Source organism: Streptomyces sp. cg35 (assembly GCF_050410835.1).
Lineage (GTDB): Bacteria > Actinomycetota > Actinomycetes > Streptomycetales > Streptomycetaceae > Streptomyces.
In genome coordinates this window covers 3,295,907-3,322,229 of record NZ_CP191268.1, presented here as the reverse complement: position 1 = coordinate 3,322,229, position 26,323 = coordinate 3,295,907, and the positions used below count along the sequence as shown (strand labels likewise).

26 protein-coding genes are annotated in these 26,323 nt (G+C 70.8%); 21 read left to right on the top strand and 5 right to left on the bottom strand.

Translation table 11 applies throughout. The features are described from left to right. Positions 1-267 precede the first annotated feature (267 nt). The 21 genes from ACQUQD_RS15115 (at position 268) to ACQUQD_RS15015 (ending at position 21,271) form a co-directional block, all read left to right on the top strand. Positions 268-1,227: an LLM class flavin-dependent oxidoreductase gene (locus ACQUQD_RS15115; RefSeq protein WP_428952591.1), complete on the top strand. Its 960-nt coding sequence runs from the start codon at positions 268-270 to the stop codon at positions 1,225-1,227. Between the two features lie 56 nt (positions 1,228-1,283). Further along, a complete protein-coding gene (gene mpaB / locus ACQUQD_RS15110) occupies positions 1,284-2,378 on the top strand; it encodes a daptide biosynthesis RiPP recognition protein (protein WP_428952590.1) in 1,095 nt (364 codons plus the stop codon). After that, positions 2,375-3,238 carry a daptide-type RiPP biosynthesis methyltransferase gene (mpaM, locus tag ACQUQD_RS15105; protein ID WP_428952589.1) on the top strand — a complete coding sequence of 288 codons (864 nt, stop codon included), beginning with the start codon at positions 2,375-2,377 and terminating at the stop codon, positions 3,236-3,238. The genes mpaB and mpaM overlap by 4 nt, the downstream gene beginning before the upstream one ends. Further along, positions 3,235-4,551: a daptide-type RiPP biosynthesis aminotransferase gene (gene mpaD / locus ACQUQD_RS15100; protein WP_428952588.1), complete on the top strand. Its 1,317-nt coding sequence runs from the start codon at positions 3,235-3,237 to the stop codon at positions 4,549-4,551. The genes mpaM and mpaD overlap by 4 nt, the downstream gene beginning before the upstream one ends. Beyond that, complete coding sequence (mpaC, locus tag ACQUQD_RS15095; protein ID WP_428952587.1) at positions 4,548-5,744, top strand: daptide-type RiPP biosynthesis dehydogenase; 1,197 nt, start codon at positions 4,548-4,550, stop codon at positions 5,742-5,744. Before mpaD ends, mpaC begins: the two co-directional genes overlap by 4 nt. Positions 5,745-5,839: 95 nt before the next feature. Further along, complete coding sequence (locus tag ACQUQD_RS15090) at positions 5,840-6,010, top strand: daptide-type RiPP (RefSeq protein WP_428952586.1); 171 nt, start codon at positions 5,840-5,842, stop codon at positions 6,008-6,010. 76 nt (positions 6,011-6,086) lie between these two features. Continuing rightward, the gene (locus tag ACQUQD_RS15085) at positions 6,087-6,239 is read left to right on the top strand and encodes a daptide-type RiPP (RefSeq protein ID WP_428952585.1); all 153 of its coding nucleotides are present in this window, start codon (positions 6,087-6,089) and stop codon (positions 6,237-6,239) included. A gap of 141 nt (positions 6,240-6,380) precedes the next feature. Continuing rightward, the gene (locus ACQUQD_RS15080) at positions 6,381-6,584 is read left to right on the top strand and encodes a hypothetical protein (RefSeq protein ID WP_428952584.1); all 204 of its coding nucleotides are present in this window, start codon (positions 6,381-6,383) and stop codon (positions 6,582-6,584) included. Next, on the top strand, positions 6,581-7,318 hold the full coding sequence (locus ACQUQD_RS15075) for an ABC transporter ATP-binding protein (RefSeq protein ID WP_428952583.1): 738 nt from the start codon (positions 6,581-6,583) through the stop codon (positions 7,316-7,318). Before ACQUQD_RS15080 ends, ACQUQD_RS15075 begins: the two co-directional genes overlap by 4 nt. After that, positions 7,311-8,054 carry an ABC transporter permease gene (locus ACQUQD_RS15070; protein ID WP_428952582.1) on the top strand — a complete coding sequence of 248 codons (744 nt, stop codon included), beginning with the start codon at positions 7,311-7,313 and terminating at the stop codon, positions 8,052-8,054. Before ACQUQD_RS15075 ends, ACQUQD_RS15070 begins: the two co-directional genes overlap by 8 nt. Then, positions 8,051-9,742 carry a daptide biosynthesis intramembrane metalloprotease gene (gene mpaP / locus ACQUQD_RS15065; RefSeq protein ID WP_428952581.1) on the top strand — a complete coding sequence of 564 codons (1,692 nt, stop codon included), beginning with the start codon at positions 8,051-8,053 and terminating at the stop codon, positions 9,740-9,742. Before ACQUQD_RS15070 ends, mpaP begins: the two co-directional genes overlap by 4 nt. 53 nt (positions 9,743-9,795) lie before the next feature. Continuing rightward, positions 9,796-12,330, top strand: a complete 2,535-nt coding sequence (gene lanKC, locus ACQUQD_RS15060) for a class III lanthionine synthetase LanKC (RefSeq protein WP_428952580.1) — start codon at positions 9,796-9,798, stop codon at positions 12,328-12,330. Positions 12,331-12,352: 22 nt separating this feature from the next. Continuing rightward, on the top strand, positions 12,353-13,690 hold the full coding sequence (locus tag ACQUQD_RS15055; RefSeq protein ID WP_428952579.1) for a YcaO-like family protein: 1,338 nt from the start codon (positions 12,353-12,355) through the stop codon (positions 13,688-13,690). 30 nt (positions 13,691-13,720) lie between these two features. Beyond that, positions 13,721-14,386 (top strand): GOLPH3/VPS74 family protein, encoded by a 666-nt coding sequence (locus ACQUQD_RS15050; RefSeq protein WP_428952578.1) that lies wholly within the window; start codon positions 13,721-13,723, stop codon positions 14,384-14,386. Positions 14,387-14,717: 331 nt separating this feature from the next. Beyond that, positions 14,718-15,341 carry a helix-turn-helix domain-containing protein gene (locus tag ACQUQD_RS15045; RefSeq protein WP_428952577.1) on the top strand — a complete coding sequence of 208 codons (624 nt, stop codon included), beginning with the start codon at positions 14,718-14,720 and terminating at the stop codon, positions 15,339-15,341. Between the two features lie 142 nt (positions 15,342-15,483). After that, entirely contained in the window at positions 15,484-16,545 is a 1,062-nt protein-coding gene (locus tag ACQUQD_RS15040; RefSeq protein ID WP_428952576.1) for a glycosyltransferase family 2 protein, read from the top strand. Next, positions 16,542-17,609, top strand: a complete 1,068-nt coding sequence (locus ACQUQD_RS15035) for a glucose-1-phosphate thymidylyltransferase (RefSeq protein ID WP_428952575.1) — start codon at positions 16,542-16,544, stop codon at positions 17,607-17,609. Before ACQUQD_RS15040 ends, ACQUQD_RS15035 begins: the two co-directional genes overlap by 4 nt. A gap of 66 nt (positions 17,610-17,675) precedes the next feature. Next, a complete protein-coding gene (gene rfbB / locus ACQUQD_RS15030; protein WP_428952574.1) occupies positions 17,676-18,677 on the top strand; it encodes a dTDP-glucose 4,6-dehydratase in 1,002 nt (333 codons plus the stop codon). Then, on the top strand, positions 18,629-19,600 hold the full coding sequence (gene rfbD, locus ACQUQD_RS15025) for a dTDP-4-dehydrorhamnose reductase (protein WP_428952573.1): 972 nt from the start codon (positions 18,629-18,631) through the stop codon (positions 19,598-19,600). The genes rfbB and rfbD overlap by 49 nt, the downstream gene beginning before the upstream one ends. Continuing rightward, positions 19,587-20,255: a dTDP-4-dehydrorhamnose 3,5-epimerase family protein gene (locus ACQUQD_RS15020; protein WP_428952572.1), complete on the top strand. Its 669-nt coding sequence runs from the start codon at positions 19,587-19,589 to the stop codon at positions 20,253-20,255. The genes rfbD and ACQUQD_RS15020 overlap by 14 nt, the downstream gene beginning before the upstream one ends. A gap of 71 nt (positions 20,256-20,326) precedes the next feature. Then, complete coding sequence (locus tag ACQUQD_RS15015) at positions 20,327-21,271, top strand: LysR substrate-binding domain-containing protein (RefSeq protein WP_428957561.1); 945 nt, start codon at positions 20,327-20,329, stop codon at positions 21,269-21,271. Between the two features lie 50 nt (positions 21,272-21,321). Here ACQUQD_RS15015 and ACQUQD_RS15010 read toward each other — a convergent pair whose 3' ends face one another. The 5 genes from ACQUQD_RS15010 to ACQUQD_RS14990 all read right to left on the bottom strand — a co-directional run bounded on the left by ACQUQD_RS15010 (position 21,322) and on the right by ACQUQD_RS14990 (position 26,234). Next, positions 21,322-23,727: an FtsX-like permease family protein gene (locus tag ACQUQD_RS15010; RefSeq protein WP_428952571.1), complete on the bottom strand. Its 2,406-nt coding sequence runs from the start codon at positions 23,725-23,727 to the stop codon at positions 21,322-21,324. Continuing rightward, complete coding sequence (locus ACQUQD_RS15005; protein ID WP_428952570.1) at positions 23,724-24,410, bottom strand: ABC transporter ATP-binding protein; 687 nt, start codon at positions 24,408-24,410, stop codon at positions 23,724-23,726. Before ACQUQD_RS15005 ends, ACQUQD_RS15010 begins: the two co-directional genes overlap by 4 nt. Further along, positions 24,407-24,934: a PadR family transcriptional regulator gene (locus ACQUQD_RS15000; RefSeq protein ID WP_428952569.1), complete on the bottom strand. Its 528-nt coding sequence runs from the start codon at positions 24,932-24,934 to the stop codon at positions 24,407-24,409. Before ACQUQD_RS15000 ends, ACQUQD_RS15005 begins: the two co-directional genes overlap by 4 nt. Before the next feature lie 137 nt (positions 24,935-25,071). Then, entirely contained in the window at positions 25,072-25,308 is a 237-nt protein-coding gene (locus ACQUQD_RS14995; RefSeq protein WP_428952568.1) for a hypothetical protein, read from the bottom strand. Continuing rightward, on the bottom strand, positions 25,305-26,234 hold the full coding sequence (locus ACQUQD_RS14990; RefSeq protein WP_428952567.1) for an SPFH domain-containing protein: 930 nt from the start codon (positions 26,232-26,234) through the stop codon (positions 25,305-25,307). Before ACQUQD_RS14990 ends, ACQUQD_RS14995 begins: the two co-directional genes overlap by 4 nt. Positions 26,235-26,323 lie beyond the last annotated feature (89 nt).

Genomic DNA, 26,323 nt, shown 5'->3' with positions numbered 1-26,323 from the left:
AACGGTGCCGTTCTTGGCGTGAGGGTATGCCTGTGCCCGAGTTTTTGGCCACGTCCGAGGAACCGGGCGATCGGGCCCCATCGGAAGTAGGGGTAACCCCATCCCCTGGTAGGGGAAGAAACCGGCCCCGGGTACGGGGATTCCGTGTGTGTCGAGCCATAGATTTCTTCTTGCCGGTCGGCGCAGGGGGATGCCGGTCACGGCACGGATCGAAATGTTCCGCGCATACAGAATTCTGGTGCGCGGCATTCAGAAGGTCGGGGGGACATGACCGAGTACTCGGTGCTCATGCCGTTCCTGCCGCGTAGGCCGGAGCAGTTGCTGCAATACGCCGCGCTGGTGGAGTGGACCGGGGCGCGTCGGCTGTGGCAAGGGCAGGCCATGCTGGTGGAGCCGTTCCAGGGCTTCGCCTCCGCGGCCGGCGCCGGCTTCCGGGTGCCGACCGGACTCGGGGTCACGCTGATGCCGCTGCGGCATCCGTACGAGGCGGCCCACCAAGTGCGCTCTCTCGCCCTCGCCACGGGGGAGTCGGTGGTGGCCGGATTCGGCCCGGCGGGCCGGTCCTTCCAGACCAGCCTGATGGGCGCCCCCTACCGAAGCCCGCTGACGGCGGTGCGGGAGTACCTGACCATCGTGCGCGGACTGCTCGACGGCGCCGAGGTCGATGTGCGGGGCGAGTACTTCTCCTGCCGTGCACGGATGGGGCCGGCTGTCGCGCCGCCGATCGATCTCGGACTCGGAGTGCTGCGACCGGGTATGGCGCGACTGGCCGGAGAGATCGCGGACGTCTCGATCACCTGGCTGACCCCGGCGTCGTATCTGGAGCACACCGTGTTGCCCGCGATGCGCGACGGCGCGGCCACCGGCGACCGGGCGACACCGCGGCTCTCGGCGATCGTGCCCGTAGCGCTCGACCGGCCGGACAGGGCGCCCACGGACATGGTGATCGCCAGCAATGCGGCACATATGCAGGCACCGCACTACATCGACATGCTAAAAAAAGCCGGAATCGACATCTCCGGCCTCGAACTGCCGGATGCGGCTCGCCGAATGATCGACGGTGGAGCATTTGTGCACGGCGACATCGGTCAGATCGCGGACAGGCTTTCGGAGTATCGCAAGGCCGGTGTCGACGAAATCATTCTGAATCTTACGGGCGTGTGCAACGTGTACGGCCCGAAAGCTGCCATGAGCGACCTCAAGACAATTCTGGGTGCACTCGCATGACGGGGAAGGTGGAAAAGGTGAGCCGGAATCGGCTTTCTCTGGCCAGGCGGCACCTGATGTCCTGGGGGACCGGGCAGCCGCTGCCGGGCGCGGCCCATGCCGGCATGCAGGGCAGTGTGACGGTCGTCGTGGAGAGCGACGCCCACCTGGCCGCCGTGCTCGCCTCCGATCTCGTCGGGCCCGGCTCGGCCGTCTTCGCTCCGGGCGCGCCGGCGGACGCCGCCGCCGACCGCCGGGTGGCGCTCGTCATGGGGTACGAGGGTTCGCTGGGCGAGCCCGGCGGCGACCTCGTCCTGGAGGACGACGACACCTTCTACCTGCAGACGCAGGACTACGGCACGTCCGCCTACATGTCGGTGATCGGAGCGACGCTCGTCCGCGTCATGGAGGACGGGGACTTCGAGGCGTTCCTCACCGACGCCGACGCGGCGTTCAGCGAGGGCACGTTCCCCTCGTTCGTGACCGACCCCGCCGTCCAGCTCACGGACGTCGCCGCGCTGGGAGCCGATCTTGCCGACGACGGCCCACGCACCCGGCTGTATGTACGGGCCGACGGCTCCATCAGCACCGGACCGGGGGGTCTCGAGCTGGCGCGCATCGACGACGGCCCGCACCTCTTCGGTGCCGTGACCGAGCGGTGGGAGAAGGCGAACACTCTCAGTGCACTGCCGTGCGCCGCCGCCCTCGCAGATGTCGTCGACGACGGCATACGGGTACGAGAGCTGGCCGGCCGCCCCTGGATCGGGCGTTACCTGAAGGCGATCGAGGCAGTACGCGAACTGCGGGCGCGAGGGGAGTCACAGATCCGGGTGTCGGGATTCGGAGGCCGGCTTGCTCCGGTGCCCGCGGAATCCCCTGAGCCCGTCGTCGGCTGCCATGACGTCGATGACGCCGCCGTGCCGCTGCTGCTGTGGACGGATGACGCCGCGTTCGTCCGGGCGGAGGGCCGGACCTTCCGGATCAGCCGTACGGCGGGCGAAGCGGTGGAAGCCCTGCTGGTCCGGGGTTCTCTGGACGCGGCGTCAGCCGTCGCGGACCGGGTGCTGCTCGCCGAGGTGGTCCGAACCTTCGCGGCCGGCGGAGTGCGGCTGGTGCCCGTCTCCGGTGAAACCGCCGGTAGCGGCGACGAGTTGGCCGGAGCGACAAGGTGACGTCCCCCACCGATACCGTCCCTGCCCTCGGCCGGCTGCCGGGACGTGCCGGAGCCCTGCTGGCGGAACTCGGCGACCGGGCGGAACTGCACGACCTGTACGACGAGGCGGGGTCGGCGGTCTACCACGACATCACAGCGAGCGACACGCACGAGGTGCGGGAACTGGTCGCCCTGGTACGGCAGTCGACCGGACCGGTCCTCGAACTCGCGGCAGGATCCGGTCGGCTGACCCTTCCACTGCTTGCCACCGGGCGTCATGTGACCGCACTCGAACTGTCCCCGGGCATGCTCGCCGCCCTGGACGAGCGTCTGGCATCGGCCCCCGTGCGGCTGAGGGAGCGCTGCACGCCGGTGCGTGGCGACATGAGCCGGTTCGATCTGGGGCAGCGCTTCGGCGCGATCGTCCTGGGCACGACATCCGTGTCGCTCCTCGACGCACCAGGCAGGGCAGGACTGTTCGCGGCGGTGCGTGAGCACCTCGCTCCGGGCGGACGCTTCCTGATCTCCACGGTCGATGACGCCCTGCCCGGGAACGGCGTGGAGGGCGAGGACGGCGAGGGGCCCGGATCCGACGAGAACGTGTATGAGCTGGCCGGCGCCAGCGGGCGCGTGTACCGCATGCACGAGTACTGGCCGTCCGGTGCCACCACCCGCAAGGTCACCGTCTTCCCCGGTGACACCGACGGAGCGCAGGACGGGCCGGTGCCCGTCTTCACGAGCTCCATCGCGATCGTGCCCGCCGACCTGCTCATCGATGAGACGACCGTCGCCGGACTGTCGCTCGTGGCCCGCCATCCGCTGCCCACGGGCGGCGCACGGCACCGCGACGTCCTGCTCGAAATGGAGGTGACGGCATGAGCGCCACCGGTGCGGACCGCCGACCACCCGCGGTCGCCGAGGGCACGACCGCCCTGTGGCCGTCCCTGCTGTCCCCCGCCGATCACGGCAGGGACGACCTGTGCGCGGTCGCCGCCGAAGGAGTGAGGGTCCGCTTCGCCGACGGACGTCAACTCCTCTGTGGTTCGAGTGGGTTGTGGAACACCAACCTCGGCTATGGCAACCCCGTGATCGCGGACGCGACCGCGCGGGCCCTGCGCGACGCCTCGTACCTGAGCGTCTTCCGGTACGAGAACGCCTACGCCCGCCGGGCCGCGGCGGAGCTGGTCGACCTGTGCGGCGCCGGGCACTACGGCAAGGTGCTGTTCTCCACGTCCGGCGGCGCGGCCAACGACCTGGTGATGAAACTGGCACGGCAGTACCACGCGCTGCGGGGCACGCCCCGGCGCAAGGTCGTGGTCGGACTGCGCGGCAGCTATCACGGACTGACCTACGGCTCGTTCTCCCTGACCGGTGACGACCTGGGGCAACAGGTGTACGGGGTCGACCAGCGACTCGTGCGGCACGTCACGCCGAACGACCCGGACGAGCTGGCGACCCTGCTGCAACGGCAGGGCGCGCAGATCGCCGCCGTCGTCGTCGAACCAGTGCTCGGCACCGGGGCCGTACCGCTCGACGACGCGTACGTCGCCGAGTTGCTCCGACTGCGCGACGTCCACGGGTTCCTGCTGGTGGCCGACGAGGTGGCCACCGGGTTCGGCCGTACCGGCAGCTTCTTCGCCTCGCAGCGCTGGCCCGGACAACCGGATCTGCTCGTCGCCTCCAAGGGCCTGACCAACGGCACCTGTGCGGCCGCGGTCGTCATCGCCTCACACCAGGTCGCGGACGAGTTCACCGGCTCCGGTGCCCTCCTGACCCACGGTGAGACGCAAGCCGGTACACCGGTGACCTGCGCGGCGATCCTGGCGACGCTGGACGAGATGCGCAGGCTGGACGCGGTGGCGCGCGGCCGTCGTCTCGCCGACCGGCTCGACACCGAACTCGGGCGGCTGGTGTCCGAGCACCCCGACGTATCCGCGACCACCGGCATCGGCTGTTTCCGCTCCGTGCGGGTGCGCGGGGCCGACGGCTCGGCCCTGCCGAACTCCGAGGTGCCGGCGCTCGTCGCCGCGATCCGCGACGCGGGCGCCATCGTCCACCCCGGCCTGCACGGCATCCAGCTCTTCCCGGCCCTCACCTACACCGAGGACGAACTGACCGAGCTGATGGAGTGCGTCCGCACGGGCCTGACCGCGTACGCGCGGACGGCACGGAACGCGGAGGGCGGCGCATGACGCTCGGCTGGCACTGCCCGACGCTCATGATGTACGGCTGCGACGGCCTGGCGCCTTGGCTGCGCAACCGTGCGGAACGCGCGAGCACGCTCGTCGTCGACGGCGCCGTGGCCGATGCTCCGGTGACCACCCGTGTCCACGAGCAGCTCGCCAGGGCCGGCCATGAAGTCGAGACCGTCGAACTCTCGGGTTCCGGCGGTCTCGCGGAAGTGGAGACGCTGGCGGACCGCCTCTCCGGTGTGCGGCTCGTCGTCGGGGTCGGCGGCGGCTCGCTGCTCGACCGGGCGAAGCTGGCCGTGCAGATGAACGCGGTCCCTGACACCCGGGCCCGGCTCGCCACACCGCAGCGCAGCGGCCTGGTGCTGCTGCCGGCCGTTCCGGCACCGGCCCGCGCGGCACTCGTCGCCGTACCGACCACGCTCGGCACCGGTTCGGAATGCAGCTCGGTGGCGTGCCTGACCGTGTCCGGTGCCAAACGCCTCGTCATGGGAGCGTCCCTGTACCCGGACGCGGCCGTGATCGACCCGTTGGCGACATCGACCCTGCCGCACGAACTCGTCGCGGAGGGCGTCCTCGAGGTGCTGTTCCGGCTGACGGGGCTGTACGTCGGAGACCACGGGGACGCGCCCACCGAGGACGCGCTCGCCGAGACGCTGATGATGCGCGCGGTACGGCTCGGATGGGAGTTGCACGCGGCGCGGACGGCCGGGGACGAGGCCGGGCACGCTCGGCTGCGCGCCGAGGCGGCCAAGGTCAGTGGGCTCAGCCACGCGGGCTGGGTGGTGCTGGGACGTCCGCCGTACGCGAGCAAGGGCTGGTACCTCGCCAACGAGCTGTCGTCGGCCCTCGGGGTCCGCAAGATGACGGCCGTCACCGCGCTCCTGCCGCCTCTGTGGCAGGCCGTCACCGACGGCGACAGCAGGCTCGGCTCCGGCCCTCGCCTTGCCCGGTTGTGGCAGGCGCTACGGACGGCCGGACCACGAGAGTTGTCCGTCGACCCGGCCACCGGCGTGGCAGAACTGGCCGACGCCTGGCGCGTGGACCGGAGCCTCACGGCGGACGACGCGCAGCTGAAGGCCGTATCGGCCCGAGCGCTGCGCGCCTGGGGCGCGGGCCTGCCGATGCTCGACGGCCTCACCGCCGCCGACATCACGGGCCTGCTGCGCCAGGCCACCCGGGACGAACCCTCGTAGGGGAGCCCGCACACGAAGACTTCCGTCGCCGCATGCCCGGGCGTACGACGGCGGATGCCCTGAAGGAACAGCACAGACAAGGAGGGGGGACAGATATGCAGGCGATCGAGAACGCCGCGCAGGACTTCACGCCCGCGCTGGAGCTCGGCATGCAGGAGCTGGAGGCCATGGAGGCGCCGGGCTTCTGGTCCGTGACCGGCTACGTCAGCGGCGCCGGTGTCAGCGGCGCTGTCACGTACAGCGTCGTGGCGACCGTCCTCACCTGATCTTGGTCCCGGGCCGTCCCACTACGGCCGCCGGTACCACCGAATCGTCACGAGCCTTTGAGAGGAGGTGAAGAGCATGCAGGAGAACAACCTCGACATCTCCGCGCTGGAGCTGGACATGCAGGAGCTGGAGGCCATGGAGGCCCCGGGCTTCTGGTCCAACTTCAAGGACGGCGTCACGGTGTCCGTCGCCGTGAGCGCCATCTACGGCGGCGTCGCCGTCACCTGAGCACCACCCGTCCGCCCGCGGTCACACCCCGAGCTGTGACTGCGGGCTGAGGGACCAACCCGGTTGCGGGCGGGCAGCTGACCGCCCGCAACCGGGTCCGCGGCCATGTGAGCGCGGCATCAAGCAACCGAGAGGGAAGGCATGTCGAAGAAGCAGGCTCAGACACGGGCCAAGTCCAACCAGAAGATCGCCTATGCGATTCCGCTGCTGGTCGTCGGGCTCGCCTTCTGCCAGATGACGCTCGACGGAACCGCGGCCCGGATCGGACAGGCCGCCTTCACGATCGCCCTCCTCGGCTGTGTCGTCCGTATGACACTCAACGTGCGCGCGGCGAGGAAGGCATGACCGGCGGCCCGGTCGTCACCTGCACAAGGCTGACCAAGAGCTTCGGCCGGGTGACCGCTGTCCAGGACGTCACCTTCGAGGCCGGTTCCGGCCGGATCGTCGGCCTGCTCGGCCGCAACGGCGCGGGCAAGACGACCACCCTGCGCATGCTGCTCGGACTGACCGCTCCCACCGCGGGCGAGGCCACGGTCTTCGGCCACCGGTACGCCGAACTGCCGCACGCCGCCCACCGGATCGGCGTCAGCATGGACGGCATCGGCGCCCTGCCGGGGCTCAGCGGCCGGCGCGACCTGCGGATCTGGGCGCGCATGCTCGGACTGCCCGCGCGCCGCGTCGACGAGGTACTGGAGCGGGTCGGTCTCGGCGACCGGGCCGACCGTAAGATCAATGGCTACTCCACCGGCATGAAGCAGCGCCACGCCCTGGCCTCCGCGCTGCTGGCCGACCCTGAACTGCTGATTCTCGACGAGCCCGCCAACGGCCTCGACCCCGATGGAATCCGCTGGCTCCGCACCTTCCTGCGTTCCCTGGCCGACGAGGGACGTACGGTCCTGATCTCCAGCCATCTGCTGGCCGAGGTGGAGCAGACCGTCGACGACGTGGTCGTCATCGACCGCTCCCTGCGCTACAGCGGTTCCCTGCACGACCTCACCCGCGGTGGCGAGGTCCGACTGGAGGACCGCTTCTTCGAGCTCGTCGACGCTGCCACGACCGAGGAGTCCGTCCATGCGTGATCTGCTGGCCGCCGAATGGGCGAAGGTGTGGTCCGGACGGGCCGCCTGGTCGCTGGCCCTCATCGGCACGGTGCTGTGCGTCCTGGCCGGCAGCGGATACGTCGCCAGTGGTGACGCCGACATCGCCAAGGGCGCCACCACCATCCAGGACGTCACGGACCAGCTGGTGCGCTCCTGGTTCATGATGCTGTTGATGTCCGCGCTGCTCGGCGCCGTCTACGTGAGCCGTGAGTACCAGGCGGGCGCGGTCGGCCGGTCGGTGCTGCTCAGCGGCGGCCGGACCCGGCTGCTCGTGGCGAAGCTGGCCGTCGGCACCGCGATGGGGGTCGCCTTCGGGCTGCTGGCCACCGTCTGCGCGGCCGTCTCACCATGGATCTTCCTGCGGAGCACCGAGCACGATCCGGCGTGGACCCAGGAGACGACGCTCACGCTCGTCGGCGTGTTCGTGGTGACGGTGCTCGGCGCGCCCTGGGGGGTTCTGCTCGGCTGGATCCTGCGGAACCAGGCCGCCGCGGTGGCGACGGTGCTCGGGCTGACCCTGTTCGTCGACGAGGCGCTGCTGCGGGTGGCGCCGGTCATCGGCAAGTTCACCATGACCATCGCCATGAGCTCCGTGTACCGCGACGGCAAGCCCGAACTGCTCGCCGAACCCTGGGCGTTCGTGGTGATCGGCGCCTGGCTGGCCGTCGCCGGGTTCCTGGCGCACCGGTTCCTGCACCGTCGGGACGTGCTGTGAAGCGCGGCGGCGCGCTGCTGACCCGCCCCCGCGGCAAGGCAGCGGAGCCCACCGCCGAGGAGCGTGCCGCGCTGCTGGCACGTCCCCGCCTCGCCCCCGACGTCCAGGTGCACGACCCCATCGAGGACGGGGCACCCTGGCTGGTGCAGCGCGGATCCCAGCACTACATCCGCGTCGGCGCCGACATGGTGCGGCTGCTGCGGTCCATGGACGGGGCACGCGACCACGCCGGTCTTGTGCAGGTACTCGGGCCGCCGTGGCGCGAAGGTGATGTCGGGCGGGCCGTGGAGCGCCTCGACCGGATGGACCTGATCGCGGACGGCATGAAGCGCCGCCACAGCGGAGCCCGGTTCAAATACGTGCCCCCGCTGACGTTCCAGTTCACGGTTCTTCGTCCGGACCGCCTGCTCCAGCGGCTGACGCCACTGCTCGGCCTGCTGGCGGGCCGGGCCGGTGCCGTGTGCGCCCTGCTGCTCTCGGTGGGCGGTGTGCTGGCTCTCGCACTTCAGGCCCCCGACGTCTACCGGGCGCTCGGCGAGCCCCTGCCGCTCAGCTATCTGGCAGCCCTTGCCTGCGCCTCGATCGTCACCACCGCGCTGCACGAGCTGGGGCACGGTCTCGTCCTGGCCCACCACGGCGGCAAACCCAGCCGCATGGGCGTCATGCTCTTCTACCTGACGCCTGCCTTCTTCTGCGACGTCTCCGACGGCTGGCGGCTGCCGCACCGGCAGCAGCGTGTCCAGGTCGCCGTCGCGGGCATCGCCACCCAGACGATGATCGCCGGCACCGCCGCGCTCACCGCGTGGGCGGCAGGCGGGACCGGCGGGGCACTCAACGCCTGGGACGCGGTCCTCGTCTTCGCCGTCTCGACCTATACGACAAGCCTGCTCAACCTGCTGCCGTTCGTGAAGCTCGACGGTTACATCGCCCTGATGAGCCACCTCGACCTGCCGCACCTGCGAGACCGGACCATGACGGACGCCCGCTCCTTCCTGGCCAGGTCGCTCTTCGGCGGTACGGGGTACACCCGTGAACTTCCGCAGCTGCGCTGGTCGGTGGCGTTCGGCCTGGCCTCCATGGCGTTCCCGCTCTACCTGATCGCCGTCGCCTGTTCGCTCTGGCTCGGCCTCATCCAGGGCACCGGGCTCGTCGGCGCCTCGCTCGTTCTCACGGGAGTCTGCGCTCTCTTGTACCGCGCCTGGACCGGGGGCCGTCGGCTGACCCGGCAGGCACGGGAGGCCGGCGCCCGCACCGGCCGGATCACGGCGGTCTGGCTCCTCGTCGGCGGGGCGGCGACAGCCGTGGCGGCCTTCGTGTCCGTCCCGTACACGATCACCGGCGGTTACGTCACGGAAGGCGGGCGCACGACGCTCGTCCTGTCCGGTACGGCTGACCGGGACGCGCTGCACGCGGGGGCGAAGGTCTCGCTCGAACGCCAAGGCATGGTCACCCGTGCCGACATCGCCACGGCGCAGATCACCGAGTCCACCGGGACGCAGGGCACCGCGCCCCTGTCCGCGTTCGTGCCGGTGCGTGAGGGCGACACCGTGCCGGTGCCGGCCCACCGCGTCCCCATGCGGGTGACCGACGGTGAACCGGAAGGCGCAGGCGCGGCGCGGGTGTCGGCCGGGCAGCGGTCGCTGGGCGCATGGCTGTACCTCAACTACATAGCACCTGCCTGGCGTTGAGCTCACGCGGCGCCCGGCGTACACCGCAGTGCTCCCCTGGAGCGGAGAAGATCATGGACATCTTTCAGTACCTGGCGTTCTGCCCGCCCGGCACCCCGTATTTCGATGTGCCTTCGTCGCGGGGCGCCGCCGAGGACGACTATCCCCTGGCCCAGGACGAGCTGCCCGACGGCTGGACCCGCACCCTCGGCACGGAGTGGGCGGTGCTCGCGCCGCCGAGCCCTCGACTCCCCGCACAGGGCTGGAAGATCCATGTGTCGGCGACGCCGGGGAACGCCGAGCACGTGCTCGGCGTCGTCGCGAAGTACTGCACCACCGAGCAGGTGATGTTCAAGTTTCTGCGTGGTCCGGGAACGCTCAAGCGGCGCAACGGCAAATACGGCGACCGCAGCGGCAGCGGGAAGTTCGTGACGATCTATCCGCGCGACGACGGCCATCTCGCGCGCGTCCTGGCCGAGTTGGGTGACCTTCTCGACGGGGAGCCAGGCCCGTACATCCTCAGCGACCTGCGGTGGCGCTCGGGTCCGCTCTATGTGCGCTACGGCGGCTTCGTCCTGCGCTCGAAGCTGTCCCCGTCCGGCGAGACCGTGTACTGCATCGAGAATCCCGACGGCGAACTCGTCCCCGACCGGCGGGGCCCGGGCTTCCGGCCGCCCGAGTGGGTCACCCTTCCCGACTGCCTGACCGAGGCGGTCGCGGCACGCAACTCCGGTATGCTGCGGGACTTTCCGTTCACCGTCACCCGCGCCCTTCACTTCTCCAACGGCGGCGGCGTGTACCAGGGAACCGACACGCGTGACGACCGCAAGGTCCTGGTGCGGGAGGCCCGCCCCCATGCCGGGCTCGACGGCGACGGACGGGACGCCGTCATCCGACTGGGGCAGGAACACCGGGCCCTGGAAAAGCTGCAGGGCTCGCCGTGCATCCCGGAACTGATCGACCATCGCAAGGGGCACGAGCACTACTACCTGATCCGTGCATACGTGGAAGGAAATCCGCTCTCCAAGGAGATGGCCCGGCGCAATCCGCTGGCGCGCGGCAGCCAGGACCCCGCGGAGTTCGCCGAGTACGCCCGCTGGGCCGTGCACGTGCTCGACCAGATCGACGAGGGCGTCGCGGGCATGCACGAGCGCGGCGTCGTCTTCGGTGACCTGCACCCGGGCAACATCCTCGTCGACGAGGACGGCAAGGTCACCTTCATCGATTTCGAAACCGCCAGCGACGCCGACGGCGGGTCCGTCCAGCACATGGGAGCGGTCGGCTTCATGGCCCCCGCCGGATACACCGGACGGGCCGTCGACCGCTACGCGCTGGGCTGCCTGCGACTGGCCGTGTTCGCCCCGCTGGCCGGCGCGGTGACCTGGTCCCCGCACCACAAGGTCGCACAGCTCCTCGATCTGCTGGCCGCGCACTACCCGCTTCCCGACGGATTCGCCGCGCAGGTGTACGCGGATCTGGGGCCCGCACTCGCTCCGCAGGCGGCCTCCACCGTGAAGGAGATCCCCACTTGGCCGTCGCCCAGGTCGGCCGAATGGCCCGTTCTGCGAAACGAGTTGACCGAAGGGATCCTCGAATCCGTCTCGCGGGAGCGTACGGACCGGCTGTTCCCCGGTGACGCCGAACAGTTCGCACGTTCCCTCGGCGGAGCTGCCTTCGCGTACGGCGCGGCCGGTGTCCTGTGGGCCCTGCACCACGCCGGTGCGCCGATGCGGCCGCAGCACCTGGACTGGCTGATCACCGCCGCGCGGTCGGCGGCGGAGTTGGCGCCGGGGTTCCACCGAGGGCTCTCGGGCATCGCCCACACTCTGGCCGAAGTGGGCCGAGAGGAAGAAGCCCGCGAACTTCTCACGCGCATCACGCCGGCCGACCTCGACCGGGCCGACGACAGCCTCTACGACGGGCTCGCCGGAATCGGGCTGACCCAGCTGCACCTGGCGTCGCGCACCGGGGACAAGGAACTGCTCGCGGCCGCGCAGGACCTGGCCGTCCGCGTGGCCGAGCAGCGGCCGGCGGAGGCAGTGCCGTCGTACGGGCTGCTGCGTGGCCCGGCAGGCGGTGCGCTGTTCCTGCTGCGTATGTACGAACACACCGGCGAGGCAGGACTGCTGACGGCCGCCGAAAGGCGTGTGCGCGCTGATCTGGCGGGGCTGGGCTGGCGCGAAGGAGCCTTCGAGGCCGGCGCCGCCGGACGCCTTCCGCTGTTCGCCGGCGGCAGCGGAGGCACCGCCATGGTCCTGCACGAACTGCTCCCTCGACTCAACGCTGAAGTACCGGAGTTGGTGGCCGCACGAGACGCCGTCCGGCACGCCACGGCACTGCCGTTCACCACACAGGGCGGGCTGTTCCACGGCCGGGCCGGAGTCCTGATGGCGCACCTGCGGCTGTCGGGCGGCAGCCCCGATGAGGAGGTGGTCCGTCGCCACCTCGACGGATTCGGCCTGCACGCCGTGCACCTCTACGGCCGCCCCGCGTTTCTCGGCACCGAGTGCCTGCGGGTCTCCACCGATATGGCCACCGGAACCGCCGGCGTCCTGAGCGCGCTGGGCTCGGCGCTGGGCGGCAGCAGGTCCTGGCATCCGTTCCTGTGACCACCCCTGAGGAAAGTGCCCCGTGATCGACTTCAATGCCTCCCTCGATCCCGTCAACGGACTGGTCGACACCTCCGTACTGCTGCCTCCGTCCCCGCCGGTGGACTTGCTGTGGCGCTCCATGGTCAGCCTCGTCGGCGCTGCCGAGGGACACCCCGGCGGTACCGCCACGGGCGGCGGGCGAGCGCTGGACCCGCAGGTCGTCGGTGCCTACGGCCACTCGCGCCGCGACGCCGTGACGCGAGGCGTGGGGGAGGGCGTGGAGCGGTACGCACTGTTTCCCCACCGGGCCGCGCCCGCAGGGGCGGTGCGCCGCAGACGGAGCGAACTCGACGGCTCTGCACTGGAGTTCGAGCGCGCGGACGTGGCGCTCGGATCACCGGAGGCGGTAGACGAGAGGATGAACTGGTACCCGGCCCGCCGCGTCGTCGACGACACCCGGGTGTGGGTCCCCGCGCCGCTGGTCGATTACCCGGTCGCTGTGCCACAACAGGGAGCGGAGTTGCGGCACTTGTTCGACCCGAGCCCGTCCGGGGCGGCGTCCGGGCAGGGGACCGGGCACGCGCTGCGTTCGGCACTTCTGGAGATCGTCGAGCGCGATGCGCTCCTGGTGGCCTGGCAGCGGCAGTCGGCACTTCGCCTCGTCGACCTGGATGCGTCGCTGACAGGCCGTGACAACGCGAACTGGCGGCGCCTCGCCCGGCTTCGGGAGGCCGCGCGCCGGGCCGGCCTGACCCTGCTGGCGGCGGATCTGCCGACGGCGATTCCCGGCGTGGTGTGCACGGTCGGGATCGTGCTCGACACGACCGCGTCCGTGCCCTTGGCCACCGTCGGGTGCAACGCCACCGACGACGTGGCCTGGAGCATCCTCGGTGCGCTTCAAGAAGCCCTGCAGATCCGCTCGGTGATCGTCAACGCCTGGCAGGCGGGGTGGGGCGATGCCCCGACTCCCGCCCCCACGACGATCCTCGACGACGCCGACCGGCTCCGGTACGTGGCGTCGCGGGAGAACTTCCATGCGGTACGGCGCTGGCTCTCGCATTTCCGGCCACCGCTCGCGCCGTCCGTCGAGCATCGGGTGAGGACGGACGACATCGTGCGGGCCATGGCGGCCGACGGCGCCGATCCGCTGGTGGTGGAGCTCACCCACCGACTGCCCACGCCGCTGCAGGACATGGGGTGGGCGGCGGTCAAGGCGATCGTGCCCGGTTATCAGCCGCTGCGCATGATCGAGCGCCTGGACTTCACCTGGAACCGTTCGCGCCTTGCCACCGCCACCCAGCGCACGGGGCTCCCCGCTGTGCCGTGCGACCCTCACCAGGGGGAGGATGCCGGCCCGGGGCCGCATCCCTTGCCGTGACGTTTTGACCAGCAACGACCGGAGAGCACCATGACCATGAACATCACACTGGGCGAGCAGGTACTGCTCCTCTGCCTCGACGACTCCGGGACGGTGCGGCAGCAGCCGACGGCCGAATACATGATCGCGGCCGGTGCTCTGCTGGAACTGGCGATGGCCGACCGGGTCCACCTGGACGGCGCGAGGCTCGTCACCACCGACACCACCGCGGTGGGATCCGCGTCCCTGGACCCCGTACTGGCCCGGCTCGCGGAGCCGGCGAAGAAGACGGGCGACGCCCAGGAGTGGATCTTCGCCCTGCACAAGGAGGCGTTCGCGGCCGCCCGCCAGGATCTGCTCGGCAAGGGACTCGTCCGGGAGGAACGCGGACGCACGCTGGGCATCATCAAGACCACCCGCTACCCCGAGACCGACGGCAGGGCCCGCGCCGAGGTACGCCACGCTCTCGATGAAACGGTCGTCCAGGGCGCCGAACCCGATGAGCGCACCGCGGCTCTGATCACGCTCATCCACCACGGCGACCTGCACGGCATCGCCTTCCCCGACGCCGACTCGGCGGCGGTGAAGCGGCGTTGCGCCGAGGTGGCCGAGGCCCACTGGGCCCGGCCCGCGCTGCGCGCGCTCGTCGACGCGGTGGCGGCCTCGGTCGCGTACTTCATGAGTCTGGTGGCGGTCAATGCGGCCGTGAACTCGTAGCGGCGGAGCGCGACTCGACAACCGCGTCGGTGGGCGGGGCACCTGGTGCCCCGCCCACCGACTTCTTTGTTTGCAACTCCAATGCCTCATCGCGGAGTTGGAGCATCTGTGAATTTGAGGTGGATCTGAGATTCCACCCAACTGGAATTTCCGGTGTGCTCAGAGGGTGTCGATGCAGTGTGCATCGTGTTAGTTTTCGGAAACGATCACGCCGTGCTTCGATAGAGCGCTTGTGCGGTCAACCGGGCCTGACCAGCACGGAAGTCATGCCGCGGCGTGTTTTTGGGTGCTATCTGGCCCGCGTGACTTGCGACAGGAAAAACGGGGAAGCATGGAACGTATAGCCCTTGTCACCGCCGCGCCGTCGTTGCAGCGGCGGCTGACCGATGTGCTCACGTCGAAAGGGTGGGGAGTGATCGACTGGGACTTCTCTCCCGCGGCCGAGAAGTCCGCCGTCGATGTCATCCTGGTCGAATCGGGATCATTGCCCCGGCATCCCCAACTTCCCTGGTCCGAACGCCCTTTCGTCGTCCTGGTCTATGGTGCGGACGATCCGTTCTGGCAGTCGCCGTACGCCCACAAGGCCATGGGCGTCGTCGACCGGGATGATCCCGATCAGGGCTTCGTCGACGCGGTGGCCCAGGTGCTCAGCGGGCGCGGCTGGCTCTCGCCCGAGCTGGTGCCTCGCGTCCTGGCCAGCATTCCGGTTCGAGAGCGCAGACAAGGGTCGGCGGCCGAGGGAATGGACCGCCTGACCGACCGCGAGCGGGACATCGCGCTCCTGGTGGCGCAGGGTCTTTCCAACTCGGAAATCGCCCAGCAGCTCGTCATAGGGCATTCCACTGTGAAGTTCCACGTTTCGAACGTGCTGCAGAAGACCCAGTGCCGCGACCGTGCGCAGCTCGCGGTCCTGATGCACTCGGCCGGTGCGGCAAAGACCCGTATCGCCGCGTGACAGGTGGACGGGGCGGGACGCTGGTCCATCCGCCCCGTCCATGCCCGTCCACAGACGGGGGCGAGCCCCGACCGACGGCGGAAGCCGGTGCGACCGGGCGTCGTTAGCCTCGGTCATCAGCCCGCGCGGAAGGTGATCGGACATGCGAACCCCAGCCCCACATGTCTCCGTGGTCTGTCCCACCTTCAACCGCTCGGCGGCCATCGGGGCGACCCTCGACTCCGTGCGCGGCCAGTCCGTGCGGGACTGGGAACTGATCGTGGTCTCGGACGGCAGCACCGACGACACCGACGACCACGTGCGCGCGGCTGCCGCCAGGGACCCGCGCATCCGGCTGATCCGCACGGCGCGACACGGCCATCCCGCCGAGCCGCGCAACATCGCTCTGGCACAGGCGCGGGGCAGTGTCATCGCCTACCTCGACCACGATGATCAATGGCGCCCCGGGCATCTGGCCGCGGTGACCGCAGTTGTCCACTCCGGCGCTGATCTCGTGGCCACAGGGTTCGAACTCCGCGACGCCGACGGGACGACGACGGCTGTCTCCCAGCCGCACGAGATGTGCTGGCACCCCGAGTTCCAGGTCTTCGGAGTGATCTTCGAACCGTCCCGGGTCGCCCACCGGCGCGGAGTCGCCGAACGGGTCGGCGGCTGGCGCGCGGGTGCCGGCATGGAGGACTGGGACCTGTGGCTGCGCATGACGGACGCGGGACAGCGGTTCACCACCGTCGCGGACCGCACCGCGGTGCTCTTCGACGACACCTCGACCCGCAGGCACCGGATACCCGCCCTGCACCACGTGCCCGTCGCTACCTTCGACGATCCGGCTCACGCGCGGGACGCGCTGCGGGAGGTGCACGACCCACGTCACGCTGCCGCCCTGCGAGCCGCGCACCGGCAGGACACCAGGGCGTGGCTGGCACGCCTCGCCGCATCAGAGGACTTCGTCCGACCCGTGGGCGTGCAGGCCGACGTGCTTCCCGTCCTTGCCGATGCCATGACGGACGCCGCGCCGTCCGAGACGGATCTGGTGCTGACTCGGCGCGGCCGAACGTTCGTCCTGGCCAAGCCGGTACGGTGCGCCAACGCCGCCCACGCGGATCGGATCGGAAAGTTGGTCCGCACGGCCCAACCGCACGTTCTCGCTCTGCTGCGGGAGCTGGCGCACGGCGCGCTCCCGAGCACCGTCGGACGTGCCCGGTGAAGGCACTGATCCTGGCCGGCGGAACAGGCAGCAGACTGTGGCCCCTGACCCACACCACCGCCAAGCAACTGGTCCCTGTGGGCGGCCGGCCCGTGCTCTTCTACGCTGTCCAGGCCATCGTGGAAGCAGGCATCACGGACATCGGCGTGGTGATCGGCGCCACCGGTGACGAGATCCGGGCCGCCCTTGGGGACGGCTCCCGTTTCGGCGCGAGTGTCACCTACCTCCAGCAGGAACGCCCCCTGGGGCTCGCGCACGCGGTACGCGTCGCCCGGGACTGGCTGGGCGACGACGACTTCGTGATGTACCTCGGGGACAATTTCGTCATCGGCGGCATCAGCGAGGTGGTGCAGGGGTTCCGTGCCGACCGCCCGGACGCGGGCATCCTGGTGACCCGGGTGCCTGACCCCTCGCTCTTCGGCGTCGTCGAGCTCGGCCCCGACGGAGGGGTGGTCCGTCTCGAGGAGAAACCGGCACAACCGCGCAGCGACCTCGCTCTCGTGGGGGTCTACCTCTTCACGCCCGCTGTCCACGAAGCCGTCGCCGCCTGCACGCCGTCGGCGCGCGGTGAACTGGAGATCACCGACGCCGTGCAGTGGCTCGTCGATCACGGCCGCACCGTCACGGCGACCCCGATCACCGGCTACTGGAAGGACACCGGGAACGTCGCGGACATGCTGGAGGTCAACCGTTGTGTCCTGGAGAACCTTTCCCCCGAGAACGAGGGCAGCGTCGACGCGGCGAGCGAGATCGTGGGCCGTGTGCGGATCGAGAAGGGCGCCCGCGTCGAGAACTCGCGCATCGTCGGGCCCGCGGTGATCGGAGTGGACACGGTCATTCGCGACAGTTACATCGGCCCCTCCACGTCCATCGACGCGAACTGCGCCGTGCACGGCAGCGAGGTCATGTTCTCCATCGTGCTGCGCGACTCGCGCATCGAGCACGCGGGGCGTGTGGAGGGCTCTCTCATCGGCCGGTCGGTCCGCGTCGTGGGCACCGTGCGGACGCCGCATGCCCACCGACTGGTCCTTGGCGATCACAGCCGTATCGAAGTAGCCGTCTGACGCGCCCCGTCCCGCGAGCGTCACGGGCCCGTGCCCCTGAACCCCGACACGAAAGACCTGCACCGCATGAGAGTTCTCGTCACCGGAGGCGCCGGATTCATCGGCTCCCATCTGGTCCGGTCCCTGCTGTCCCCGAGCGACGCCCGTGGCGCAGGGCCTGACGTGGTCACCGTCCTGGATGCGCTCACCTACGCCGGCAACCGGGCCAATCTGGGCGACGCCGTGCGCGACCGGCGCCTGCGGTTCGTGCACGGGGACATCCTCGACATCGAGCGCGTGACGGCGCTGATGGCCGACCACGACGCCGTGGTGCATCTGGCCGCCGAATCACATGTCGACCGCTCCATCGACAGCGGTCGTGCCTTCGCGGCCACGAACGTCCTGGGCACGCAGACCCTCCTGGAGGCCGCTGTCCGTGCCCCGCACCCCGTGACCTTCCTGCACATATCCACCGACGAGGTCTACGGTTCCATCCCGGCCGGATCATGGTCGGAGAGCCGCCCGCTCGAGCCCGCGTCCCCGTACTCCGCGGCGAAGGCCGGATCCGACCTCCTGGCTCTGGCCTACCACCGCACGCACGGCCTCGACGTCCGCATCACCCGCTGTTCCAACAACTATGGCTCCTACCAGTTCCCCGAGAAGATCATTCCGCTGTTCGTCACCAACCTGCTGCGCGGCCGGTCGGTCCCGCTGTACGGGGACGGCGGACAGGTACGCGACTGGCTGCATGTCGAAGATCACTGCCGCGCGATCCGCCTGGTTCTCGAAGGCGGCCGTCCCGGTGAGGTCTACAACGTCGGCGGTGGGCTTGAGTTGACGAACCGCCAACTCACGGAGCGGATCCTGGCGGCCTGCGACGCGGACTGGACAAGCGTCGAGCATGTCGCCGACCGTCCGGGGCACGACGCCCGGTACAGCGTTGACTGGTCGAAGATCCGTGACGAACTCGGTTACGCGCCCCGCCGCACCTTTGACGAAGGACTCGCCGCCACCGTGGACTGGTACCGCACCCACCGATCATGGTGGGAGCCGCTCGTCGGCGCGCGTCCGGCCCTGGTACGAGAGTGACCACCTGGCTGGTCACCGGTGCCGGTGGCCTTCTCGGACGGGACATGTCAGCCGTACTTCCGCCAGGGCGGACAACGGCCCTGACCCGTCAGGGCCTGGACATCACCGACTTCGAGGCGGTCGCGGACACCGTGGGCCGACTGTGTCCGGACATCGTCGTCAACTGCGCGGCGTGGACGGACGTGGATGCCGCGGAGAACCACGAAGCCGCCGCGACCGAGGTCAACGCCACGGCCGTACGCAACCTCGCGCGAGTCTGCGCCCGCACGGGAGCCCGGCTCCTCCACATCTCCACGGACTACGTCTTCTCGGGGGCCGGGCCCGGCGGAGAGCCGCGGCGCACGCCGTACCCCGAGAACGCCGATCCCCGGCCGCTGACCGCCTACGGCCGCAGCAAACGGGCCGGTGAGAGGGCGGTGCTCGACGTGCTGCCCGACGCCGCGACAGTGATCCGTACCGGCTGGCTCTACGGACGACACGGCCGCAGTTTCGTCCGGACCGTGCTCGACCGGGCACGATCCGCCGAAGAGTCCCATGTGGTCAACGACCAGTACGGGCAGCCGACGTGGAGCAAGAGCCTGGCGGGTCGGCTGAAGATCCTGGGCGAGGCGACTTCGCGACCCGGCGTGCTGCATCTCACCAGCACAGGACACGCCACCTGGTACGAACTCGCCCAGGAGATCTACCGATGGGCCGGTGCGGATGCGGCATTGGTCAGTCCGATCAGCACCGCCGATCTCGGCAGGCCCGCACCGCGACCCGCGTGGAGCGTGCTGGCTCATGACCGCGCCTCGGCCGCCGGGCTCGGCGTGCACCACCACTGGCGCGACGAGCTGCGCCGCGCCCTGCCTCATCTGGTCGACGGCCTGAAGGGGCGTACTCCGCAGCGCAACAGGGATGAGGAGACGCATGGCCACCGCTGACGAAGGCGCGAAGCTCCGACCGCTCGCGATCGACGATGCCTGGATCGTGGAACCGGTTGTCCACCAAGACGACCGGGGCAGCTTCCACGAGTGGTTCCGAGCCCCGGACGTCATGGCGTCCACCGGCGCCTCTTTCCGGACGGCGCAGGCCAACTGTTCGGTTTCCCGCCGCGGGGCGCTGCGAGGGATCCACTACACCAACGCCTCGCAGGGGCAGGCCAAGTACGTCACGTGCGTGCGTGGCGCCATCCTCGACGCGGTCGTCGACCTGCGGGTGGGGTCACCCACCTACGGCATGAGCGAGCTGATCCGGCTCGACGCGGACCATCGGCGCGCCGTCCATCTGAAGGAGGGACTGGGGCACGCCTTCCTGGCGCTGACCGACGACGCCACGGTCGTCTACCTCTGCTCCGCTTTGTACGCCCCGGACCATGAGGGAACCGTCCATCCGCTCGACCCGGACCTGGGGATCCCCTGGCCCTTGGCCGATGTCGGTACGCCGATCCTGTCGGCCAAGGACGCCGCGGCTCCCACGCTCGCGCAGGCGCGTCGGTCCGGAGGGCTTCCTGTTTACGCCCGCGACGCCGTGCACGCCCGCGACGCCTCCGAGGCTCATGCGCCGGACGGCGAGAGCTTGAGGCACAGAATGCATTGATTACGGAAATAGCTAGACTCGGTCATGTTGATCGGAGGTGGCTATCAGTGGCCGTACAGAACGGAAAGCCCGTGGGGGCGCGGAAGCGGCAGCCGAGCCTGGCGCAGCTGCGGGCGTTCGCCGCGGTCGCGGAGCATCTGCACTTCCGGGACGCGGCCGCCGCGATCGGGATGAGCCAGCCCGCCCTGTCCGGCGCCGTGTCGGCGCTGGAGGAGACGCTCGGGGTGACCCTTCTCGAGCGTACGACGAGAAAAGTGCTGCTCTCGCCGGCCGGGGAACGGATCGCGGTACGGGCCAGGGCCGTGCTCGACGAGGTCGGCACGCTCCTGGAGGAGGCCGAGGCGGTGCGGGCGCCGTTCACCGGCGCGCTGCGGCTCGGGGTGATCCCGACCGTCGCGCCCTATCTGCTGCCCACCGTGCTGCGGCTCGTGCACGACAGGTATCCGGACCTGGACCTCCAGGTGCACGAGGAACAGACCTCGTCCCTCATCGAGGGCCTGACGGCCGGCCGGCTGGACCTGCTGCTGCTCGCCGTGCCGCTGGGGGTGCCCGGCGTCACCGAACTCCCGCTGTTCGACGAGGACTTCGTGCTCGTCACCCCGCTCGACCACTGGCTCGGCGGGCGCGAGGGCATCCCGCGCGAGGCGCTGCGCGAGCTGAACCTGTTGCTGCTCGACGAGGGGCACTGCCTGCGCGACCAGGCACTCGACATCTGCCGGGAGGCCGGCCGTGGTGACGCGCCCGTCACCACGACCGCCGCCGGTCTCGCCACCCTGGTCCAACTCGTCGCCGGCGGACTGGGGGTGACGCTGCTGCCGCGGACCGCCGTCGCCGTCGAGACCAGCCGCAGCAGTCAGCTGCTCACCGGGTACTTCGCGGAGCCGGCGCCCACGCGCAGGGTCGCCCTCGCGATGCGCACGGGGGCGGCCCGCTCCGCGGAGTACGGGGAACTGGCCGCGGCCCTGCGCGTCGCGCTCCAGGGGTTGCCGGTCAAGATCAGCCCCTCCGGCGACTGAGGAGCGGGGACCGGGGCGCGGCCCCGTGACCCGAGCACCGTCGCCGCTCGCTACTCGGTGCGGAGGCCGTTCGCGCGCATGAGGCGCCACAGCGGCGGCATCGACAGCAGCGTCACCACGACGATCAGGGCGCCGCCGATCGCCGCCAGCGGGAGGAACAGCAGCCAGTCCGAGACCGGCTTGCCGATCATGCGGAGCATCAGCCAGCCGATACCGAGACCGCCCGCGACGGCCAGCACCATGCCCAGGACCACCGGGATCGCCGTCTGCCACAGCACCGACCAGGCGAGCGTCCTGCGGCGCGTGCCGTAGGCGACGAGCACCGACAGCAGGCGCCTGCGCTCCCGGAGCTGCTCGATCTGCGAGACCAGCATGGACGCCGCGATGAGGGTCATCGTGACGGCGGCCGCCGTGAACAGGCCGGTGCGGATGCTCGCGTACTCCTTGTCCCGGGCGACGGCCCGGAACGTCCACACGCTCATGCTCGGATCGATGCGGAACGCGGTGTTGCGGGCGAGGTCGTAGGCGTCCGGCACGGACTCGTCCAGCACCATCTGCGCGGACGTCACGGCCGTGTGCAGCCGGGCCGGGTCGAGGGCGCCCGGGGTGGTGAGGATGCCGCTGAACCGGTTGCCCGCCGGGTCGCGGCGCGAGGTGACCGTCGTGGTGTCCTTCGGCAGCGTCCAGCGCACCGGCTTCTTGTCCTTGACGCCGGGCGTGTACGACTTGCCGTCGTCGACGGTGAGACGGGCGCCGGGCCGCGCCACCGAGGCGAGCTCCTTCTCCGAGTACGCGTCGCCCGAGCCGGTGACCCGGAACGTGTCGCCGTCCGCGCACGACGTGATGCGGGCCAGCTCGCGCAGCGACGCGCAGTCGCCGACGTCCACCGAGACGCTCGGCACGTAGTCGTCGGCGTCGGGCTTCGCGCCCACCACGCTCGCCGTGGTGCCGACCGTGCCGATGACGCTCTTCACGCCCTCGGTCGCCCCGAACTCCCTGACCATCCGGGCCGCCAGCTCACCGCTCGGGAAGCTGGCGGACGCGCCCACCTGGGCCCGGCTCGGGTCCTGGCCGGTCACCCGGTTGAAGTCGTCGTTGATGCCGACGGTGAACATCTGCAGGGCGATGCCGCCCGCGACCGCGATGGTGATGCCCGCGACCGCGCGGGTCGCGCCGCTGCTGCTCAACTGGAGCCTGCGCGTGGCCAGTTGCCAGGGCACCGGGCCGCCGCGCATCCGCCGTACGGCCACCTCGACGAGCCAGGGCAGCACCGCGATGAGGCCCGTCAGGCTCAGCACGATGCCGGCCACGAGCCGGATCATGCCCAGTCTGCCGACCGTGTCGTCGGCGTCGGAGGTGAGCAGGAGCAGCACGCCGACCACCGGCACCGGGATCCGCCACCACACCCGGCGGGCCCGGGTCCGGCCGCCGCGCACCACGCCCAGCGGCTCGATCGTCACCGAGCGCAGCGCGAACACGGTGACCGCGACGGCGGACACCGGGACCGCGAGCAGGATCAGCACGGCGAGCGCGGGCGAGGGCACGAAGTCGCCGGGGAACGCCGACAGCCGGTAGACCTGCAGCACGGCGAGGAGCTGCCGCCCGGCGAAGAACACGCCGAGGCCGATGGCGAGGCCGACGACCGCGCCGAACAGCGCCTCGCCCGCCGCGATCCGCCGGGTCATCCGGGCGTCGGCGCCGACCAGGCGCAGGGCCGCGAGCCGCCGGTCGCGCCGTTCGCCGCCGAACCGTACGGCCGTCGCGATGAAGATGGCGACGGGAACGAGCAGGACCACGCAGGCCAGCACGACGAGGAGGATGAGGATGGGACTGGTCTCGTCGCTCATCGGCTTCGCGCCGAAGTGGTCGAGCCGGTAGGCGCCGCGGTCGGTGCTGAGCGAGTCGCTGCCCACGTACACGTACAGGTCGAAGGGGTCGCTCAGACCCGTGTCGCCGATCGTGCCCACGACGCGGTAGTCGTAGCGCTCCTTGAGGAGCTTGCCCTCGGGCGAGCCCAGCAGCTCCTCGAGGGCGGGCGAGACGACCATCTCGCCGGGCCCGGGGAGCCTGCTCACGCCGGGCGGCAGGACCGGGTGTTCGCCCTCGGCCTGCAGCAGATGGCCGCCCACGGTGTCGCCGCGGTACTGCGACGAGGCGTCGGCCTGCAGGACCGTGCTGTCGCTCGCCGCGACCGCCGAAGGCTCGGGCGCCATCCGGGCGTCGAGCCGGGCGTCGCGGTTCTCCAGGAACGTGGGGACCGACGCGGCGCCCAGCAGCACGGCCACGCCGAGCCCGACGCCTATCGCGGTGAGCAGCGTACGGATCCAGCCCTCACGGCCGCCCGACGCGGCGAAACGGATGCCGAGGCCGAGGTCGCGCAGCCAGCCGGAGGGGCCGGGCGCGGCGCCGGGTGCCGCCGCCCGCGCGGTGCGTTCGCGGTCGTCCAGGAGCGTCATCGGGCGAACTCCATGTCCCGCGTCTTCCCGTCCCGTACGACGATCTCGCGGTCCGAGTACGCCGCGACCCGCGTCTCGTGCGTGACCAGGACGACGGCGGTGTTCGCGCCGCGCGCGGCGTCGGTCAGCAGCTCCATCACGCGCTCGCCGTTGAGCGAGTCGAGCGCGCCGGTCGGCTCGTCCGCGAACAGCACCCGCGGGTTCGTCACCAGCGAGCGGGCCACGGCGACGCGCTGGCCCTGACCGCCCGACACCTCGCCGGGCCGCTTGCCCGCGAGGCCGTCGACCTCCAGGCGCTCCAGCCAGGACGCGGCCCGGCGCTCGGCCTCCTTGCGCTTGACGCCGGTCAGCCGCAGCGGCAGCGCCACGTTCTCGACACAGGTCAGCTCCGGGACCAGCTGGCCGAACTGGAAGACGAAGCCGAACTCGGTGCGGCGCAGGGCGCTGCGCTCGGCGTCCGACATCGCGGTCAGGTCGCGGCCGTCGTACGTGATCGAGCCCGTGTCCGGGAGGACGATGCCGGCCAGACAGTGCAGCAGCGTCGACTTGCCCGAGCCCGAGGGGCCCATGACGGCGACGATCTCGCCCGGGTGGATGGCGAACGAGGCGCCGTCCAGGGCGGGCGTCGGCCCGTACGACTTGCCCAGATCGCGGGCGGCGAGGAGGGATCCGGCAGGGGTCATGAGGGGCGCACCTCCGCGGCGAGCCTGTCGAGGCGCGCGGCGGTCAGCTCCAGCCAGCGCAGGTCGGCTTCCAGGTGGAACAGGGCGTGGTCGCAGATCAGCTGGTCGGCGAGGTCGCCCTTGCGCTTGCGGTCCGTGAGGATGCGCATCAGACGCAGGTGCTCGGCGCGCTGGGTGTCGAGGATCTCGCCCGCGTCGCGCTCGGTGAGCAGGGCGAGGACGACCTTGGTGTAGAGCGTCGACTGGAGGTACGGCTCCGGCTTCTCCGGGGTCGCCAGCCACTGCTGGACGTCCGTGATGCCGGCTTCCGTGATCGCGTAGCGCTTCCGCTCCGGGCCGCCGCCGGCCTCTATCCCGTCGACCTCCACGAGGCCGTTCTTCAGGAGGCGGGACATCGTCGAGTAGACCTGCCCGTAGTGCAGCGGCTTGTCGTGCCCGAACGTGTCGTCGAAGGTGCGCTTCAGGTCGTAACCGTGGCGGGGCCCGGATTCCAGGAGCCCGAGAAGGGTGTGGCCGATGGACATGCGGAGCACTGTACACGGTGTGTATACCCGAGGTGTATAGGTGGGGTTCGTCACCGGGTGCGGGTGCGGGTGCGGGTGCGGGTGCGGTGCGGGGCGGTGGGGGCTGGTCGCGCAGTTCCCGCGACCAGCCCCCCCCGCTAGCCGTCGGCCGCCGAACCGTCCGTACCGTCCGGGCTCCGGGGCGGACGCCCCCGCCGCGGGATGGGCCCGGCCGAGCCGGGCAGCCGCCCCGCCTCGGCGAGGGCCCGGCGCAGGACGAACTCGATCTGCGCGTTCGCGGAGCGCAGCTCGTCCCCGGCCCACCGGGCCAGCGCCTCGTGCACCGCGGGATCGAGCCGCAGCAGAACCTGTTTGCGTGCCGGAGGCGGCGTCACTGGTAGAGCGTCCCGGTGTTGACGACCGGCTGCGCGGCCCGGTCCCCGCAGAGCACGACCAGCAGATTGCTCACCATCGCGGCCTTGCGCTCCTCGTCGAGGGCGACGAAGTCCTGCTCGGTGATCCGGGCGAGCGCGTCCTCGACCATGCCCACCGCGCCGTCGACGATCAGCCGGCGGGCGGCGACCACGGCGCCGGCCTGCTGGCGCTGGAGCATCGCCGAGGCGATCTCGGGCGCGTACGCGAGGTGCGTGAAGCGGGACTCGATGATCTGCACGCCCGCGGCCTCGACCCGCGCGTGCAGCTCGACCGCGAGCTTCTCGGTGATCTCCTCGGCGTTGCCGCGCAGCGAGAGCCCGCCCTCGTCGTGCGCGTCGTAGGGGTACTCGATGGCGATGTGCCGGACGGCCGCCTCGGTCTGCGTCGAGACGAACTCCAGGAAGTCGTCCACCTCGAACGTGGCCTGCGCGGTGTCCTCGACCTTCCAGACGACGACCGCGGCGAGCTCGATCGGGTTGCCGTAGGCGTCGTTGACCTTCAGCACGGCGGTCTCGTGGTTGCGTACGCGCGTCGAGATCTTGGTGCGCGAGGTGAGCGGGTTGACCCAGCGCAGGCCGTCCTCGCGGATGGTGCCCCGGTAGCGGCCGAAGAGCTGGACGACGCGGGCCTGGCCCGGCGCCACCATGTTCAGGCCGCCCATGGCGAAGAGCGACGCGATCGCGAGGAGGATGCCGACGACGATCAGCGCGGCCTTGGCGCCGGCCGAGGTGAGCGTGGCGCCGGTCGCTACCAGGACCACGCCGACGATCAGGCCGATGAGCCCGAGCAGCAGCGCGAGCCCGCCCCCGATGCTGTGCGCCGTGAACTCGCGCACACGGGCCTTCGGCATCGTCGGTACATCCGGTGTGGCGTCCGTCTCGGACATGGCAGTCCCCGTTTCTCTGAGCTGGAGGTTCGTGGCCGTCGCGGCCCGACCCTGTCTAGCAAAGTGATATCACTTTACTCCGCTCGGCA

Bases quoted from the DNA above. Each gene is read 5' to 3' on its own strand.
- ACQUQD_RS15115 (WP_428952591.1), top strand. From the start codon at position 268: ATGACCGAGTACTCGGTGCTCATGCCGTTCCTGCCGCGTAGGCCGGAG.
- ACQUQD_RS15090 (WP_428952586.1), top strand. From the start codon at position 5,840: ATGCAGGCGATCGAGAACGCCGCGCAGGACTTCACGCCCGCGCTGGAG.
- ACQUQD_RS15070 (WP_428952582.1), top strand. From the start codon at position 7,311: ATGCGTGATCTGCTGGCCGCCGAATGGGCGAAGGTGTGGTCCGGACGG.
- ACQUQD_RS15005 (WP_428952570.1), bottom strand. From the start codon at position 24,410: ATGACCCCTGCCGGATCCCTCCTCGCCGCCCGCGATCTGGGCAAGTCG.
- mpaB (WP_428952590.1), top strand. From the start codon at position 1,284: ATGTCCTGGGGGACCGGGCAGCCGCTGCCGGGCGCGGCCCATGCCGGC.
- mpaD (WP_428952588.1), top strand. From the start codon at position 3,235: ATGAGCGCCACCGGTGCGGACCGCCGACCACCCGCGGTCGCCGAGGGC.
- ACQUQD_RS15050 (WP_428952578.1), top strand. From the start codon at position 13,721: ATGACCATGAACATCACACTGGGCGAGCAGGTACTGCTCCTCTGCCTC.
- rfbD (WP_428952573.1), top strand. From the start codon at position 18,629: ATGGTGGGAGCCGCTCGTCGGCGCGCGTCCGGCCCTGGTACGAGAGTG.
- ACQUQD_RS15020 (WP_428952572.1), top strand. From the start codon at position 19,587: ATGGCCACCGCTGACGAAGGCGCGAAGCTCCGACCGCTCGCGATCGAC.
- ACQUQD_RS15080 (WP_428952584.1), top strand. From the start codon at position 6,381: ATGTCGAAGAAGCAGGCTCAGACACGGGCCAAGTCCAACCAGAAGATC.
- ACQUQD_RS15085 (WP_428952585.1), top strand. From the start codon at position 6,087: ATGCAGGAGAACAACCTCGACATCTCCGCGCTGGAGCTGGACATGCAG.
- ACQUQD_RS15075 (WP_428952583.1), top strand. From the start codon at position 6,581: ATGACCGGCGGCCCGGTCGTCACCTGCACAAGGCTGACCAAGAGCTTC.
- ACQUQD_RS14990 (WP_428952567.1), bottom strand. From the start codon at position 26,234: ATGTCCGAGACGGACGCCACACCGGATGTACCGACGATGCCGAAGGCC.
- ACQUQD_RS15040 (WP_428952576.1), top strand. From the start codon at position 15,484: ATGCGAACCCCAGCCCCACATGTCTCCGTGGTCTGTCCCACCTTCAAC.
- lanKC (WP_428952580.1), top strand. From the start codon at position 9,796: ATGGACATCTTTCAGTACCTGGCGTTCTGCCCGCCCGGCACCCCGTAT.
- ACQUQD_RS15010 (WP_428952571.1), bottom strand. From the start codon at position 23,727: ATGACGCTCCTGGACGACCGCGAACGCACCGCGCGGGCGGCGGCACCC.
- rfbB (WP_428952574.1), top strand. From the start codon at position 17,676: ATGAGAGTTCTCGTCACCGGAGGCGCCGGATTCATCGGCTCCCATCTG.
- mpaC (WP_428952587.1), top strand. From the start codon at position 4,548: ATGACGCTCGGCTGGCACTGCCCGACGCTCATGATGTACGGCTGCGAC.
- ACQUQD_RS15000 (WP_428952569.1), bottom strand. From the start codon at position 24,934: ATGTCCATCGGCCACACCCTTCTCGGGCTCCTGGAATCCGGGCCCCGC.
- ACQUQD_RS15045 (WP_428952577.1), top strand. From the start codon at position 14,718: ATGGAACGTATAGCCCTTGTCACCGCCGCGCCGTCGTTGCAGCGGCGG.